The organism is Pseudoalteromonas shioyasakiensis (assembly GCA_013391845.1).
Classification (GTDB): Bacteria; Pseudomonadota; Gammaproteobacteria; order Enterobacterales; family Alteromonadaceae; genus Pseudoalteromonas; species Pseudoalteromonas apostichopi.
Genome location: CP058414.1, coordinates 376,723 through 393,556 on the forward strand (window position 1 = coordinate 376,723; position 16,834 = coordinate 393,556).

The 16,834-nt window shown below is 42.0% G+C and carries 9 protein-coding genes; 8 read left to right on the forward strand and 1 reads right to left on the reverse strand.

The annotated features are described in order from the left end of the window. Positions 1–158: 158 nt before the first annotated feature. The 8 genes from HYD28_01750 (at position 159) to HYD28_01785 (ending at position 13,085) form a co-directional block, all read left to right on the forward strand. A complete protein-coding gene (locus HYD28_01750) occupies positions 159–1,436 on the forward strand; it encodes an HlyD family efflux transporter periplasmic adaptor subunit (protein QLE07800.1) in 1,278 nt (425 codons plus the stop codon). After that, positions 1,433–2,185: an ABC transporter ATP-binding protein gene (locus HYD28_01755; protein QLE07801.1), complete on the forward strand. Its 753-nt coding sequence runs from the start codon at positions 1,433–1,435 to the stop codon at positions 2,183–2,185. Before HYD28_01750 ends, HYD28_01755 begins: the two co-directional genes overlap by 4 nt. Further along, complete coding sequence (locus HYD28_01760; protein QLE07802.1) at positions 2,182–4,635, forward strand: ABC transporter permease; 2,454 nt, start codon at positions 2,182–2,184, stop codon at positions 4,633–4,635. The genes HYD28_01755 and HYD28_01760 overlap by 4 nt, the downstream gene beginning before the upstream one ends. A gap of 57 nt (positions 4,636–4,692) precedes the next feature. Next, positions 4,693–6,069: a sigma-54-dependent Fis family transcriptional regulator gene (locus HYD28_01765; GenBank protein ID QLE07803.1), complete on the forward strand. Its 1,377-nt coding sequence runs from the start codon at positions 4,693–4,695 to the stop codon at positions 6,067–6,069. Next, positions 6,070–7,350, forward strand: a complete 1,281-nt coding sequence (locus HYD28_01770; protein QLE07804.1) for a HAMP domain-containing histidine kinase — start codon at positions 6,070–6,072, stop codon at positions 7,348–7,350. A gap of 100 nt (positions 7,351–7,450) precedes the next feature. Beyond that, positions 7,451–8,620 (forward strand): DUF547 domain-containing protein, encoded by a 1,170-nt coding sequence (locus HYD28_01775; protein QLE07805.1) that lies wholly within the window; start codon positions 7,451–7,453, stop codon positions 8,618–8,620. A gap of 181 nt (positions 8,621–8,801) precedes the next feature. Beyond that, positions 8,802–9,968, forward strand: coding sequence for a DUF547 domain-containing protein (locus HYD28_01780; GenBank protein QLE07806.1), 1,167 nt, complete (start codon positions 8,802–8,804; stop codon positions 9,966–9,968). A 144-nt stretch (positions 9,969–10,112) separates the two neighbouring features. Next, complete coding sequence (locus HYD28_01785) at positions 10,113–13,085, forward strand: DUF3857 domain-containing transglutaminase family protein (protein QLE07807.1); 2,973 nt, start codon at positions 10,113–10,115, stop codon at positions 13,083–13,085. Here the strand turns inward: HYD28_01785 and HYD28_01790 are convergent. Next, the gene (locus HYD28_01790) at positions 13,082–16,531 is read right to left on the reverse strand and encodes a PAS-domain containing protein (protein ID QLE07808.1); all 3,450 of its coding nucleotides are present in this window, start codon (positions 16,529–16,531) and stop codon (positions 13,082–13,084) included. The two genes, HYD28_01785 and HYD28_01790, sit on opposite strands and share 4 nt — an antisense overlap. Between the last annotated feature and the right edge of the window lie 303 nt (positions 16,532–16,834).

Here is a 16,834-nt window from a genome sequence, read left to right on the forward strand (position 1 = left end):
CTGCATTATAGTTTGTCCCACTTTTGATTTTATTAATCCCAAAAGTGGGAAAGCCCACCTAATCAAAAAATTAAAAAACGATAAAAATCAATAAATTAAACCTTGGCACGTTCCTCGCTTTTGTGTTGCTAAACTTACAACGCAATGAAATATAGCCAATGGATTTAGACAGCACTCTAAAACGTAAACCTCAGCAATCAAAAGCTAAAAAATGGCTTATTGGTGCAGCTATTAGCGTGTCAGCGCTTGGCGCTATAATGGTTTATCAATGGGCGACACCCACAGTAGTTTCTGCAAGCCAATTGCAAATAGCAACCGTAGAACAAGCCGATTTTGTAGTAAAAATACGTGGCTTTGGCCGTTTAAAACCGAAGTATCAACGCTATTTAACCAATACTGACACCGCAATGGTCGAAGCTATCCACGTTTACCCCGGCACTATTGTTAACAAAAACACGGTGATTTTAAGCCTAGTAAACCCTCAGCAAGCGCAGCGTTTATCGGTCGCTCGGCTAGAACTCGCTCGCCAAAAAGCCAGTGTTAATGAGCAAAAAATTAACCAGCAAAGTGAGCTACTTGAACGCCAAGCGAATCTCGCCATTTTAAAAAGTGAGCTACAAAGCGCAGAGCTTAGAGTCGATGCCGAAAGTAAACTGATCGAACAAGGAATTGTTTCAAGCCTAGATTATAAACGAAGCATGCTAAACGTTGCACAGCTTACAGAGCGCGTAAGTATCGAGCAGCAACGCCTCGCTCAGCTCAAAGAAATGCACTTACAACGTAGCAAAATACAGCAAGAGCTATTAAGCCAATTTGAGCTTAATTATCAAGTTGAGCAACACGCTTTTGATCAGCTGCAAATAACGGCAGGTATCGATGGCATGCTACAAGAATTGAATGTTGAACTTGGTCAGAACCTAGTGCCGGGCACCCGCCTTGCTGTGGTTGGCTCAAACAAAGCACTAAAAGCAGAGCTGAGTGTGAAGCAAGCTGATGCCGAAAAAGTGGCACTCAATATGGCAGCAAAAGTAAACACCTTTAGCCAAGCAAGCCACGGTGAAGTTGATGCCAAAGTCACCCGAATTGACCCTATCGTTACCGATGGTCGGGTGATTATTGAACTTGATTTACAAGGCACACTGCCTGCCAATGCCCGCCCAGATTTAAGCATTGAAGGCTATGTTGTTAGCAACATTATTCCCGATGCGTTAACCATTAACGTGCCGCAAAAAGCGCAAGCACACAGCGAAGCCACGCTATTTAAACTTAATCCAAATACCCAGTTAGCAACGCCAACGAATATCGAATTTGGTACACTCAGTGACAATCAAATTCAACTTTTGAGCGGTGCCACCGTGGGCGAACAGCTGATCATTTCTGACCTTTCTAAATGGCAGCATTTGGCAACAATAAAAATCGAACAGGACAGCTTATGAAAACCAACACGCTTATCTCATTAAACAAAATCGCCAAAGTTTATCGCGGCCAAAATGTTGAAACCTATGCATTAAAAGACATCAGCCTGAATATTAACCAGGGTGACTATATTTGCATTAGCGGCCCATCTGGCTGTGGTAAATCGACGTTGCTGTCATTACTAGGCTTACTAGATAGCCCAACTGCTGGCGACTATTTCATTAAAGAAGTCGACACAAAAACCCTCGATATGGATCAGCAAGCTGAACTTAGAAACCTTCACATTGGTTTTATATTTCAGTCGTTTAACCTAATTGATGAATTATCGGTGTTTGACAACGTGGCACTGCCGCTCACTTACCGAGAGCCAGCCATGAGCCCGAGCGAAATAGAGCTTGCGGTAAAACAAGCCCTTGATGAAGTTGAAATGGGCCACCGTGCTCAGCATAAACCAAACCAATTATCTGGTGGTCAACAACAGCGTATTGCCATTGCCCGCGCATTGGCTGGCAAGCCAAGCATTTTATTGTTGGATGAGCCAACCGGTAACTTAGATTCAAAAAATGGTGATGCTGTCATGGACTTGCTCGATGAGCTAAATAAAAAAGGCACCACGATTTGTATGGTAACCCATGACTTACGTTATGCCGGGCGCGCTAAAACGCAACTTAAATTGTTAGATGGTGAAATTGTTTCCTACTCTGAAGCTCGCCAAGCACCTAGCAGCGACACTGCTGAGCAAGTTCTCGAAAGCGCCGAGGTGATGTGATGAAATTAACCAAAACACGCGCCCAATTAAGCTTAGCGTGGGCATCATTAATGAATGCACCGGGCTTTGTCACTGCGGTTATCGCAACGCTTGCTTTAACACTGGCCACCTTGTTTGTGGTGCTTAGCCTTGTTAACAGCTACTTTTTAAAGCCCCTTGATGTGTACGATGAAAGACGCATGGTGGTGGTTGAGCAATCACTTACCTATGATGACTATGATGCTACTGGCTTTCAAAGCTATCAGTCGATGGTGCATTGGCTTAAGCATAATCAAAGCTTTGAACAAAGTATGATGATCAATGCAGGTGAGCAAATTTTTGCAAACCTTGATGGCGAACCGAAAGAGCCTGTGCTGTATGTTGGCGGCAACTATTTTGACTTATTAAACACGCCATTTTTAATGGGACAAGGTTTTGACCTTGGAGAAACGCTAGAAACTCCTGATGACCGGGTTGTTATATCTGCTAACTTCTGGCGCAAACATTACAACAGCGACCCGAACATTATTGGTAAAACACTCTCAGTCATGGCTGGTGAAACCAATTATGTTCACCGTATCGTCGGTGTTGTTGATGACTCATTCAGCCCACCTTACATGTTTAAAGCAAGTGATGTTGAAGTGTGGTTTCCATCCAGTGCTGACCGCCGTTTCTTTCACAATGACGATTGGCAAAGCCCATGGACAAACACGTTCAAAAACCTAAAACTAATTGCTGTTTTAAAGCCTGGGGTCACCATAGATCAAGTTAAAGTCGATTTAAAACAGCAAATTGATACGGTTAAATCAGAATGGCTAAACAACGGGGGGATCACCGATGTAAAACCTGAAGTAACCCCTTATCGTGACGTTGAGCTGGGTAATAACGATGACTTAAGCTTGATGATGTTAGCCGGTGCGGTAGGGCTACTGATTATTGCAGTACTTAATGTAAGCACTTTGTTCTTCTCACGCGCTCTTGCGCAACATAAAACCCTCGCCTTGCAGGCGGTGTTAGGTGCAAAACGCAGCACGCTATTTAAAAGTATCTTTTTACAATCACTGATTTTAATGACCTTATCAGTAAGCATTGCGCTGTTTTTATCGGTATGGGGCATACGTTTATTTAAAGTATTGGCAGAAGGGCGTTTACCACTGGTGAATAGCTTAGCCGTTGATACCACGTTAGTTATTGTTGCCATTATACTGTGTATTGCTCTTGCTTATATTTTCTCTGTAATTACAGCACGTTTGGTAAATTACAAAACCCTAAATACGCAAATGCAAAACAGTGGTAAAGGCGGTGTTTCGCAGGTATCTGGCCGTACAGTGCGTATTTTAATTGGCTCACAAATGTTTGTTGCCGCGCTGCTTGTTAGCTTTTCAGTGATGGTAGTCAGTAAAGCCATGGGCACGATTAACCGCCCACTCGGTAGTGATACCGAAAACCTGTATTTTGCTAACCTTTTCCAGCCAAATAATCAAATGTCATTGGCTGAGCGCTACGAACACATGCTGCAATACAAGCAGGTTTTGCTTGATAGCCAAGGCATTGATGATGTTGCCCTGGGTCACAGCCCTGTTTCGCAAAGACAAAACGCCAACACCTTGACTGATGTAAACGGTAAAAGCTCCGTTTTCTTCCCTAGTCAGTGGGTAGGGCCTGATTACTTTGCTTTAGTTAACACCAAAATTCTCGCCGGCCGCACCTTTACTGAACAAGCAATACGAGGTGAAACCAACGAAATACTGGTATCAGTCAGCGTGGCAGAGAACTTATTACCAGGCCAAGACTATAGAAATATTATCGGCAAGAGCTACCAAGGCTTAGAAGAAAAGATGTATGAAGTGGTGGGTGTAACCGAAGATTTTAATCACCCTAAATACTACGATGAATCGTTTGGTCGTCACATTTGGTGGCCTGCAACACCGTATAGCTACATGTTTACTATCAAAGCTTCTGAAGGCGTTAAGCTGACTAATAAACAAATACTTAATACGCTAAAAGAAAAGAACAGCGACTTAACCATGTGGCAGTTTAATGACCTGCAACAAGAGTACGACAATTTACTGTATATGAGCCGACTGACAGTGGTTCTGTGTAGTACCTTAGCGCTATTTACTCTATTATTAGCAGCAATCGGTATTTTTGGGGTACTGAGCTACAACCTGGGTCTACGCCGTTATGAGTTTGGTATTCGTATGGCATTAGGTGCGAAAAAAGCGCGCTTATTCAAGCTAATGAGTGTTGAAGCTATTATCCCTGTGCTCATTGGCTTTGCGGTTGCTCTCGCCGCGGTAATGGTGGGTTTTTACATGTTACAAGGACAGCTAATGTCATGGCTGATACTTGATGTAAGACTGCAATTACTCGCTTGGAGTATTACCTTATGTATTGCGCTATTCGCTTGCTTTAGACCTTTGGTTTTACTGCTTAAAGCAAAACCTATGGCCGCACTACGTAACGATTAACAGCACAAAATGGTGGCTTAAATTTAAGCCACCTCAACAGGATAATAAGAAAACATCATGGACAAAATCTTAGTCATAGACGATCAAGCTGATGTACGTCTGGCTGCTACTGTTGCATTACAACAACTGGGCTTATATTGCCTTGAGGCCGAAGGCCCTGAACATGCCCTTGAGTTATTAAAATCAGAGCACATTAGCCTGATTTTGCTCGACATGAACTACAAGCTCGACACCACCTCAGGTGAAGAAGGGTTACGCTTTTTAAAGCAACTAAATCAATTAGGATCGACCATACCTGTCATTGTGATGACCGCTTGGGCTAGCATTGATGTTGCCGTTAAAGCCATGCAATTAGGGGCTGTCGACTTTGTTGAAAAGCCATGGAATAACTTACGCTTAACCGCCGTTGTGCAACAACAACTCAAGCTCAAGCAAAGTAATCACGACAACGCGTGTTTAAAGGCGCTTACCAGTGACACACAAGCACATTACATAGCTAAATCAGAAATCATGCAACTGTTGCTTGCCAAAGCTGAGCGCGCAGCAAAAACCGATGCCAGCATTTTAATTACCGGCGAAAATGGTACAGGCAAAAGCTTATTAGCACATTATATTCATAAGCATTCTCTCAGATGTGATAAACGCTATGTAAGCGTGAATATTGGCGCTATTGCGCCAACGCTATTCGAAAGTGAATTATTTGGCCATAAAAAAGGCTCTTTTACTGATGCCAAAGAAGACCGCTTAGGGCGTTTTGAAATTGCCGAAGGCGGCACCTTATTTTTAGACGAAATTGCGACTTTAAGCCTTGAGCTGCAAAGTAAAATGCTCCGCGTGCTAGAAAGCAAAGAGTTTGAAGTGCTAGGCTCAAGCCAAACCAAAACCGCCGATGTTCGCATTATTTCTGCCACCAATAGTGAATTAGCTACGGCCATTGAGCAGGGTGAGTTCCGCCGTGACTTATTATTTAGACTCAATACCATTGAACTGCACATTCCACCGCTTCGCGACAGAAAAGACGACATCGCCCCCTTGGCAGAACACTTATTATTGGTGCATGGTAAAAAATACCAACGTGCAAATATGGCGCTAAGTCCTGATGCTCTAAACGCGCTAAAAAACTACAGCTGGCCTGGTAATATTCGTGAGCTAAGCCACTGCATTGAACGCGCGGTGATCATGAGCGATAACAACAATATTCAAGCCAATGACCTCATTTTAGATCAACCAAGTTGCGAGCAAACGAATAGTAATGCTGAACAAGCCTTGCCACTATTGCCCCTTGAAGAGCTTGAAAAACAAATGATTCAAAAAGCGCTGCTGCAATTTAATGGTAATGTTATCGCCGCAGGAGAATTTTTAGGATTAAGTAAATCGGCGATTTATCGTCGCATTGATAAACATCAGCTCGATTTAAAAGAAGTAGAACGCTAAATGAGTAGCAAGTTGTCGTTAGAGCAGCGTATTCGACGCTATTTTTTTATGGTTATAGCGGTGCTATTTACGCTTGGTATTGCCCTTTCGCTCAGCTTAAAACTAGATTGGTTTGCCAGTATTAGCCTATTATTGCCGTTTATCGGGATAAGCGCTTTTGCTTTAATTAAAAGCTACCGCGTGATCATCGATGTGATTGAACGCTTTGGTCTGCAACTAGATGCACTGGCAAATGACGAAAGTAATAGTTGGCATTTAGCGTCTTATCAAAGTGGACGAGTCGCAGCGCTTAAGCAAGATTTTGCCAAGCTCAGCAATAAAATAGCCAAAAATAAGCGCCATTATATGCAAACAGAAGAGTTTGTGTTTGAGTTTGCCAGCATGCTGGACTTACCCATCGTTATACTAGACCCCCATGGCTTGATTTACTTTAGTAATAAGGCGTTTAAAAACAGTATTATCCATCGCCAGATTGAAGGTAAATCGGCCAGCGACTTAGGCATTGCCCTGCATGATGGCGAATGGCAACAAAACAACGACTCACTGTTTAAACAACGCTTTCAAATCTCATCGCAGACTTTTTGGCGGACCGGCAAAAACTTTGAATTACTGACCTTCTTTTCAATTGAGCAACAGCTTCGCGATAATGAACAACTTGTTTGGCAACGGTTAATTCGAGTGTTAAATCATGAAGTGCGTAACTCACTCACGCCGATTTATTCAATGAGTCAATCATTGCAAACCCTTAAGCGCCAAGGACAAATTAGCAGTCACGATGATCTCGCCCAAGATATGCTGCAAGTTATAGAAAAACGCGCTCAGCACTTGCTTGATTTTGTAGCCAGTTACAGTGCGTTTGCCAAGCTACCCCCCGCACAAAAACAGACCATCAGTAGCGAGCAACTAAACACACGTTTAAGCGCTATATTTCCTGAACTAGTGATAAATAGCAGTGAAGAATTATATGTTGATGCCGACTTAGGCCAGCTAGAACAAGCATTGATCAACCTGATAAAAAATGCCTTTGAAGCAGGCAGCAATTCAGCCCCTAGCCTCACTTGGTCAAGGCAAGGTGATAGCTTAAATATTGCAATTAGCGACCAAGGTTGTGGTATTCAAAACCCTGATAACTTGTTCGTGCCATTTTACTCAACCAAAGCAAATGGCACAGGTATAGGGCTTGTGATCACCCGAGAACTTGTGCGCAACCAAGGTTTTGAGTTATCGATAAACTCAAAACCCCAGCAAGGCACAGAAGCTAACATCACCGTACCTACTTAAGCAACGAAAAAGGTTAGTACTTTAAACAAAAACAACAGATTGTTGCGCTTATAAAAAAACCACGCTATGTTTATTTTTTAAACTACGGAAGGTCATAAAAATGAAAAACGCCATAAAACCCATCGTATTAGCAACATCACTTATTCTAGTTACAGCCTGTAATTCAACGGCCCCTATTAATAAAACAGCAACGACAGCTATTAACCAAGAAAAATTTAGCCAATTTCATCAGTACGATGAAAAATCAAATATCACCCTTGAGTACACTGACTACGGGCAAATATTAAATGCCTCAGTGATTGATTTAGGTATGTCAGACCGCTATCGCATTTCACAAAACACAACCAAAATTGGCACCCGGTTGTCGTCGAACCCAAAACCGTCGACTGCAACAGAAGCAAACCGCTTTTATTATGATTCGTACAAAAAGAATCCTCAGATGAAGCAAGACTTGCAAATAGTGCAAGAAAATATGGCCGACCTGCCAAACAAAATTAATTTAAGTAACTTACCAAAATCAGAGTTACTCGCTTACTGGCTCAACCTCTATAACGTGACGGTACTCAATGAATTAGTGCAGCAGTACCCTGTTAAAAACCTGACCAAGTTATTAAACGAAGAACCAAATTTTTTTGATAAGCCACGCTTTAACTTTAATGGTAACCAGTATTCATTAAACGATATTGAGTACAACATTGTTGCACCGCTATTTAACAATGACCCGCTATTAATATATGGCTACTACCGTGGCTACATTGGCAGCCCAAACTTGCTTGACCACCCATATACAGCAAAAAATGTGTTTACCGCCCTGACCACCAATGCAGTGCAATTTGTAAATTCAAACCGCGGTAGTGTGATAGGTAACCATAGCACTCGAGTTTCTTCTTTATACCTTGAAAAGAAAAACTATTTTCCTAACTTTGAAGAAGATTTAGCTGACCACCTTCAATCGTTAGTAATTCAAGAGCCAGATAAAGACCAAGTTGTGCAAAACCTCTCTTTTAGTATCGATAACTACGATATTACCGACATTCTAGGTAGCGATGTTGAATATGGTGGAGGTAACGCGACTGTCGCCGATCCGAGTATAGTAGCAGAGGGCTTCGATACTAATTTTGTTACTTATGGTGAAAACTTAACCAAAGAAGTCGGCCATGTAAGCCCGTTACGCCGCGAGATTTTGCAAAAAATCACGCAAAAATACTATGAAGCAAATACTCGCGTTGAAATAAAAGACTTACCAACTAAAGAGTCTGAAGATAAATAATATAAACCTAAAGCGGCTCGCTATGAGCCGCTTTAATCCCCCTGAAATACCCAACTAAAACACTTAGCAAAACCGCAATAGCCAACTTTAAGTCTTGTTTTTTCTGTGTTAATTACCTGGATATTGCCAATTTAAAGTAAAAGTAATATGTTTATTTTCTGTACTAAGGAAGGTGGTAAAAATGAAAAGCGCTATAAAGACCATCGCATTAACAACATCACTTATTTTGGTAACGGCCTGTAATTCAACGGCTCCTATTAATAAAACAGCCATCACAGCAATTAACCAAGAAAAATTTAGCCAATTTCATCAGTATGATGAAAACTCAAACATTACTCTTGATTACGCTGGCTATGGGCAAATATTAAGTGCTTCGGTCATTGATTTAGGCATGTCTGACCGCTACCGCATCACCTCACACACCACGACGATTGGTACACATTTATCATCCAACCCTAAACCTTCAACAGCAACAGAAGCAAACCGCTTTTATTATGATTCATATAAAGACAATCCTAAAATGAGGCAAGCCTTGCAGGTCATACAAAAAAATATGGCCGACCTGCCAAATAAGATTAACTTGAGTAACTTGCCAAAGTCTGAACTGCTCGCTTACTGGTTCAATCTTTATAACGTGACGGTACTCAATGAGTTAGTCCAGCAGTACCCAGTAAAAAACTTATCTAAGCTAATAAACGAAGAGCCAAGTTTTTTTGATAAGCCACGCTTTAACTTTAACGGTAACCAGTATTCATTAAACGATATAGAGTACAACATTGTTGCACCGCTATTTAACAATGACCCGCTATTAATATATGGCTATTACCGTGGTTATATTGGTAGCCCAAATTTACTTAACTACCCATATACAGCGAAAAATGTATTTACCGCCCTGACTAACAATGCAGTGCAATTTGTAAATTCAAATCGAGGCAGTGTTATTGATACTCATAGCACACGTGTTTCTTCGTTATACCTTGAAAAGAAAAACTACTTCCCTAACTTTGAAGAAGACTTAGCTGACCATCTTCAATCATTAGTTATTCAAGAACCAGATAAAGACCAAGTTGTGCAAAACCTCTCTTTTAGTATCGATAATTACGATATTACCGATATTTTAGGTACCGATGTTGCTTATGGTGGAGGTAATGCAGTTGTTGTCGATCCTAGTATTGTGGCACTGGGCTGGGATAAAACATTTACTACCCATGGTAACCACTTAACTAAAGCTGGCACCGTAAGCACATTACGCCGCGAAATTTTGAAAAAAATCACGCAAAAATACTATGAAGTAAATAGTCGCGTTGAAATAAAAGACTTACCAGCTAAAGAGTCTGAAGATAAATAATATAACCCAAAAGCGGCTCGCCATGGGCCGCTTAGACTCACCTCTTCCTACGAGACCTACCTATAAATATTTAATTTTTATTTGGCTCATGCCGTGAAATTCAGTAATTTGTCATATAAAACTAAACGTAATTAGAAAATAACAATGAAATGGATGCACTTACAACTTAAGGTACTGGCTGTTTTTTTATTCTTTGTGAGCTGCTTTGCAGCCGCTGAAGATTATCAGGTTGCACCTGCAGCTAACTGGGTAAAACAACATAAGTTACTAACCCCTGAGATTCCTCGAGACCAAATAAAAGACGGGACTTTCTACCTGATGCTCGACACTCAGCTTCAGGTATCTGAACAAGCCCCACAGCAACGCTTTAATCGCACTGTAATGCAGGCAGTCAATCAGTCTGGGGTTGATTATATTAGCCAGCTAAATATTGATTTTGACCCAAACTACCAATCTCTTACGCTCAATAGTTTAGGCATTATTCGTGACGGCCAATATATAGATAAACTAAATAGTGCCGAGCTTCAGGTGTTACAGCGCGAGACCGACTTAGCAAGTCGTATATACAATGGCACCTTAAGCCTAAATGTCATTATTGATGATATGCGGGTCATGGATATTTTAGATTACAGCTATACGGTTTCGGGCAGTAACCCGGTTTATCAGCACTTCAGCACCATGCGTACACTTAATTGGTCTGTGCCGATAGTGCAGCAATTTATGCGGGTAAAGTGGCAAAAGCCTTCGCCCTTATATATCAACTTTATGAATGGTGAGTCGCCAGTTACTAAAACCAAGCTAGATACGGGTTTTGACTACCAAATTAGCCAACACAATGAGCCGACCCTTAGCTCTGCAAGCGAAGTACCGCATTGGTATTCGCCTTACAAGGAAGTGTATTTTTCTGAAGTAAATAATTGGCAAGAGGTAGTCAATTGGTCGTTACCTTTGTACCAATCAGCCATCGAAGTAAGCCCTGCTATTGAAACAATTGCTCGTCAGATTAAGTTTCAACATGCCGACTTAGAGTCTCAAATTGTGGCTGCCCTACGCTTTAGCCAAGACGAAGTACGTTATTTGGGCCTAGAAATGGGCACCAACTCGCACCAGCCTACTCCCGCATCAGAAACCTTGGCACTGCGCTATGGCGACTGTAAAGACAAAACCGTCTTGCTCATTTCTTTACTTAAAGCGCTCGGCGTAGAGGCTCACCCTGCTTTAGTTAACACTGAAGACAGAAAACGTACTGCTAGCTTACCGGTCTCCCCTAGTTTATTTGACCATGTCATTGTCACCTTAGAGCACCAAGGTAAACGCTATTGGCTTGATCCAACCATTTCGTATCAGCGCGGCGATTTAGAACATTTAGCTCAACCGAACTACGATGTCGCGTTAATCATAAAGCAAGGTGAGACAGGCTTTACAGATATGTTCACAGAGCCTGCCCTAAAACGCATACAGGTTTTTGATAGTTATCAGATCCCAGAAGGTATTGATGAGCCAGTTAGTTTCTCAACTCAATATAAATACGGCGACTTTGAAGCAATTAGCCGCCGCAGCTCAATCGCTGAAAACAGCTTAAAAAGCATAGAAGATGATTACCGCGAATATTATCAAGATACCTACAAAGGCTTACAAACAGCCAAACCTATGCTGGTTGAATCTCCAAAGGACACCGGTCAGCTAATTACCAATGAGCACTATACTATTGATAACTTTTGGCGACCTAAGGGTAATGATTTTCAAAACGACTTTTACGCCAGTGAAATTCAAAACTCAGTTTATAAGCCGGAACAGCGAGAACGTAACAATGCACCAATATGGTTTCGTTACCCAAATAATATCGAAACAACCATAAAGGTTACGTTTACGGATACTAATTGGCAGTTTAATGATGAGCAGGTCACAGTCGACAACCCATTTTTTCATCTCGAAAAACGCGTGACATTTAAAGACTCGATGTTGACCTTATACTTTGATTACAGTGCGAAACAAGATCATATTCCAGCCGATCAAATAGACCTTTACCTAAGCGAGCGTAAAAAACTCAATAACGCGACCCATTACGGCATCATTAAATACGGCACAAATAGCGCCACAACCACACCAGCGGATGACGAAACCAACTGGTATAGCGTTTTTATTTTAAGTTACTTGGCGGCAATCATCTTTTTCATCGCGGCTTGGCGTATAGAAGCAAGTAACCGCCCAGTTTTTGCTGAGCAACAGTTCTACCCTGTCAGTAACAGTAAGTTTGTTATTTACAGCTTATTGAGCTTAGGAATATTCATTCACTACTGGAGCTATCGCAACTGGAAAGCGATAAAAGAGCAGCAACAAAGCCATATTATGCCGATTGCCCGAGGGATATTCGCACCACTGTTTTTTATTCCGTTGTTACTTGAACTTTGCAAGCACAGCGAACAAACCTTTGGCAAAAATAAGATCATGCCCGTCGCGGTTGGGTTCGCGTTATGGCTGGCGATTATCATTTCTGAAGTCGTAAGCTATAACTGGGAATATGGTACTTGGCTGTTTTTAGTTATACCTATTCTATGGTTGCCACTGGTTAATTACATTCAAAACCTCAAGCAACCACAGCAGGCTCTTGAGTACCACTCTCAGTGGCGAGCGAGGCAGGTTATGATTTCGATATTCATGTTGCCTTGGCTATTTTATGGCTTAATTTATGAGCTATATTTGTTGCCAAGTTCAACCATAGTAACCGGTGATAAGCTTTGGTCTTATCAAGTTAACTTTTTAAAAAGAAAAGAAATTATTCCTGCTAACGAGAATGTACATTATTTTTATAGTGACGCATTTTTCGATTTTAAAACTGATGGAAACGGCATCACAGAAAACACCATTTTTAGTTACTGGGAAAATGAGCAAGGTGTGCTCGAAAAAGATCAACGCCGCTTTAGTGACATTAAAGAGATCAACGTTGATTATGCTAAAAGCGCCCTACTAACCTCTACGCTAACGGTCATTGACCACAATGGCGATGAAATGCTGTTATTTTTGAGCCATGAAGATGACTTAGATAAGAAGTTTGTCGCTGAGGTAGAGCGCTTAATTAAAGCTAATACCCCAGCAACTGAGCAAAACGCAGATTAAGTCAGTCGCTTAATCATGCGTTTTAAAGCGGGCGCTTTCAGAGGCTTATAAAGCAATGGATAGCCCGCATCGAGCACTAACTCGCGTATTCCTTCGTCATGATTCGCGGTATTAACGATGGCAGGTAAGCGTGTTAGTGCAGCTTGCTCAATCACTTCAAGGCCCGTTACCCCATCATCAAGCTGATAATCAATAATCAACAATTGCGGCAGGGCTTGGCTTGCCTTTAACTGCTCAAGCTCCGCTAAGTTAGTGGCCGTTGATATTTCGCAGCCCCAATTTTCGAGTAACTGCTTTAATGCCTCTAATACGTTTCGGTCGTTATCAAGCAGCCAAATGCGCAATTGCCCCAGCTCTGTTTCTTGTGATGCCTCTGCCCCTTTCGCTTGCGCTGGCGCAGCGCTCACTTTACAAGGCAGAGTGAGGGTAAATTGCGTGCCTTTACCAAGCTCAGATCCCATCACTAAGGGGATCTTAAGTAAGTCACATATACGTTTAGTGATTGCCAACCCTAAGCCTAAACCCTCGGCGCTTGGTTTTGCGCCAAGCTGTTTAAACTCTTGGAAAATAGTTTGTTGATCGCTCGATGCAATACCAATTCCTGTGTCTTCAACAATAAAGGATACATGGTCGTCGTCGTACTGCATTTTTAAGCGCACTTCACCTTGCTCAGTATAACGAATCGCATTACTCAAAAGGTTACGCAGCACTCGTCGCAGCAGCGCTTTGTCGGTATGCAAGCGCACATCGCAGGTTTCAATAATAAACTTTAAGCCTTTTTCGCGGGCAAGGGCTTCGTAGTCATTACGCAGCGGCTCAACCAACGAGCTGGCAGCAAACTCACTCATTTGTACTTTAAACGAGCCTGAATCGAGCTTGGTTAACTCTAAAATACTCGATAACAACTCTTCGGCACTGCCCAGTGAATTCTTAATATTCATCGCTAGCTCTTTAAGTTCAGTATCTTGGGCTTTTTCATTCATTAAAGAACAAAACAAGCTCGCAGCATTGAAAGGTTGTAGTAAATCATGGCTGGCAGCGGCAAAAAAGCGCGTTTTACTGACCGTTGCTTGCTCCGCCACTTGCTTTGCCATCGACAACTCTTGGTTTGCTTGGGTCAGAGCTAAGGTGCGTGCCGCTACTTTTTCTTCAAGGCTAACATTTGCTTCGGTTAACGCTTTTTGTTGTTTTACGAACTCGGTGATGTCGGTATAGGTTGTTACAAAGCCGCCACCAGGCAGTGGGTTACCTTGCATTTCAAACACACGCCCATCATTGTGCGAGCGCTGATATTTATAAGCACTACCTTGGCGTAAATAAGCTAAGCGTTTTTCGACTTCGCTGGTCATGCTCTCACCGCTAAATAAGCCGCGCTCGGCATTAAATCGAATAATATCAGCTACTGGGCGGCCAATGTATAAAGCATCGTCAGGATAAGCGAACATGCTTTTATAACCCTGGTTCCAAGCAACAAGACGCAGCTCACTATCAACCACACTAATCCCTTGTTGAATATTTTCGATTGTTGACTGCAATAAATCACGATTAAACTTAAGTACTTGGCTCGCTTCATCAACAAATTCAGCAACCTGCTCTAAAGGCTGACGCTGCTCATTTTTAGCCACATCTAAAATAAGCCGTGCTGATGCTCCCCCAATCACCGCTGACATCTCGCGCTCAACTAATAGCTCTAACTCAACATTGGCAGGACGCTTCCACTTACTTTTATCATCCGGAAAGTAATGATTTACCAAAGACTGTGCAGCTTCTTTTTCGGCAAATCGCTGCATTAGCGCGCCTAAGTCATGGTAACTCAAAGGCTGTAGATGATTACTCACTCGAGAATCACTAAGCTGAGAAACAAACTTATTGCTCTGCAAACGCTCAGCCAAAGTTGCACGACTAAATAACGGCACTAGGAAATACACTAAACAGTTCGCACCTAACGATAACAGTAGCGCCTGGCTGATGCTTTCCATACCTAAAGAGAATAAATCAGTAGGTGCTAACCAGCTTATTCCCCAAGGTCCATTCTCAAGCCATAAGCTATCGCTACCTAAACCTCCAGCGATATTCGGCAGTAAAAGTGTGTAACCCCAAATAATAAAGCCGCTCAAAATCCCCAGTTGCGCACCACGACACGATGCTTGTCGCCACCATAAGCCAATGATCATGGCCGGTGAAAATTGCGCGACTAAGGTAAACGACATCAAACCCACATTTGCAAGGGTTGTGCTTTCACCCAGCACTCGGTGAGTAAAATAACTAAGCAATAAAATCAATACGATAACGATTTTACGCGCATGTAATAGGTTGTTTTTATCAAGCCCGCGGCTACTCGATGTAAGTTGAGAGCGGCGTAAAATAAACTGGTTAATAAAGTCATTGGTGATCATCACTGAAAGCACAATTGATGACACTATCACCATACTGGTTGCCGCTGAAAAGCCACCTAAAAAGGCTAATAACGCCACAAAGGCATCATCAGCTGCCATAGGTAAAGCTAATACAAAGGTGTCGTAACCGACTTCTTGGCCTTGAAAGTAAATTAATCCGGCGTATGCAATCGGTAGAATAAACAGATTAATGAGTAATAGATAAATCGGAAATAGCCAACGTGCCGAGGCCAGTTCTTTATCGTTATTTTTTTCGATAAAGCTCATGTGGAATTGTCTTGGCAAACATAAGGTCGCCAAAATACCGAGTAAAGTATGGGCAACATACACATAGGTTGGACTTTGCGTGGCAGCCACTTGCTGATCAATATTTAGATCTCGGGCTTTTTCAAACAGTGCTACAGGACTGTCGAACAAAGCAAAACAAACATACAAACCCACCGCTAAAAACGCCAATAACTTAACCACTGACTCAAAAGCAATACTGGCTATCAGGCCTGGGTTATGCTCACTGGGTTTTAAGCGCCGAGCACCGAACAAAATAGCAAAAAGTGCCAACACGATGGTGATATAAAAAGTACTATCGGCCCACACTTCGTGGCTTTGCATCATTGAGCGGTTAGTTAGTAAATTAATACTTTGTGCAGTTGCACTTAGCTGTAAAGAGATATAGGGCACAATCGCAATCACTGAAATAAGTGAAATTAGCCCAGATAAGCTAGACGACTGACCATATCGCGTAGCGATAAAATCAGCCATCGAGGTTATTTTTTGTTGCCTACAAATATGCGCTATACGGCAATACACTTGCCAACCAAAAATAAATAGCAAAATGGTGCCGGCATAGGTCGGTGCCAACCACCAGCCGTTATACGCAGCTTGTGCGGTAGTACCAAAAAACGCCCATGAAGTGCAATACACCCCAAGAGACAAACCATAGGTTAACCCTTTGAAGGGTAATACTTTTCTTTTATCAGCCCACCCAGCAACCGCAAATAAAATTGCCAGATACACAATTGCAAGAAGGCTTATTGACCAAATTGAGAACATCGTATGTGATTATTTTAATTGTTATAGCCCCCAGCATAGTTTTTATTGCTAGTAATTTACAGCCTAACTTTAGTGCTAATGCACTGTATTACAGAAGGTTAAAAAACAGACACAAAGAAATGAGAATTATTTTCAATTGGGTATTGACAGATATTCAAATCTAATTGATAATCAATATCAACAAGACAACGAAGTACTTGTTCGGAATAAACTGATTTGTTTCTCGACCCTGAAACACGTGTGGCCCACGATAAAGCTAAGATCGCCTGTTGCTAATCGCAACGCCCCTTGATGTTGGCAACA

What these genes read in the sequence shown, in the direction of transcription:
- HYD28_01750 (QLE07800.1), top strand. Translation starts at nt 159, where the DNA reads ATGGATTTAGACAGCACTCTAAAACGTAAACCTCAGCAATCAAAAGCT.
- HYD28_01755 (QLE07801.1), top strand. Translation starts at nt 1,433, where the DNA reads ATGAAAACCAACACGCTTATCTCATTAAACAAAATCGCCAAAGTTTAT.
- HYD28_01765 (QLE07803.1), top strand. Translation starts at nt 4,693, where the DNA reads ATGGACAAAATCTTAGTCATAGACGATCAAGCTGATGTACGTCTGGCT.
- HYD28_01770 (QLE07804.1), top strand. Translation starts at nt 6,070, where the DNA reads ATGAGTAGCAAGTTGTCGTTAGAGCAGCGTATTCGACGCTATTTTTTT.
- HYD28_01775 (QLE07805.1), top strand. Translation starts at nt 7,451, where the DNA reads ATGAAAAACGCCATAAAACCCATCGTATTAGCAACATCACTTATTCTA.
- HYD28_01780 (QLE07806.1), top strand. Translation starts at nt 8,802, where the DNA reads ATGAAAAGCGCTATAAAGACCATCGCATTAACAACATCACTTATTTTG.
- HYD28_01785 (QLE07807.1), top strand. Translation starts at nt 10,113, where the DNA reads ATGAAATGGATGCACTTACAACTTAAGGTACTGGCTGTTTTTTTATTC.
- HYD28_01790 (QLE07808.1), bottom strand. Translation starts at nt 16,531, where the DNA reads ATGTTCTCAATTTGGTCAATAAGCCTTCTTGCAATTGTGTATCTGGCA.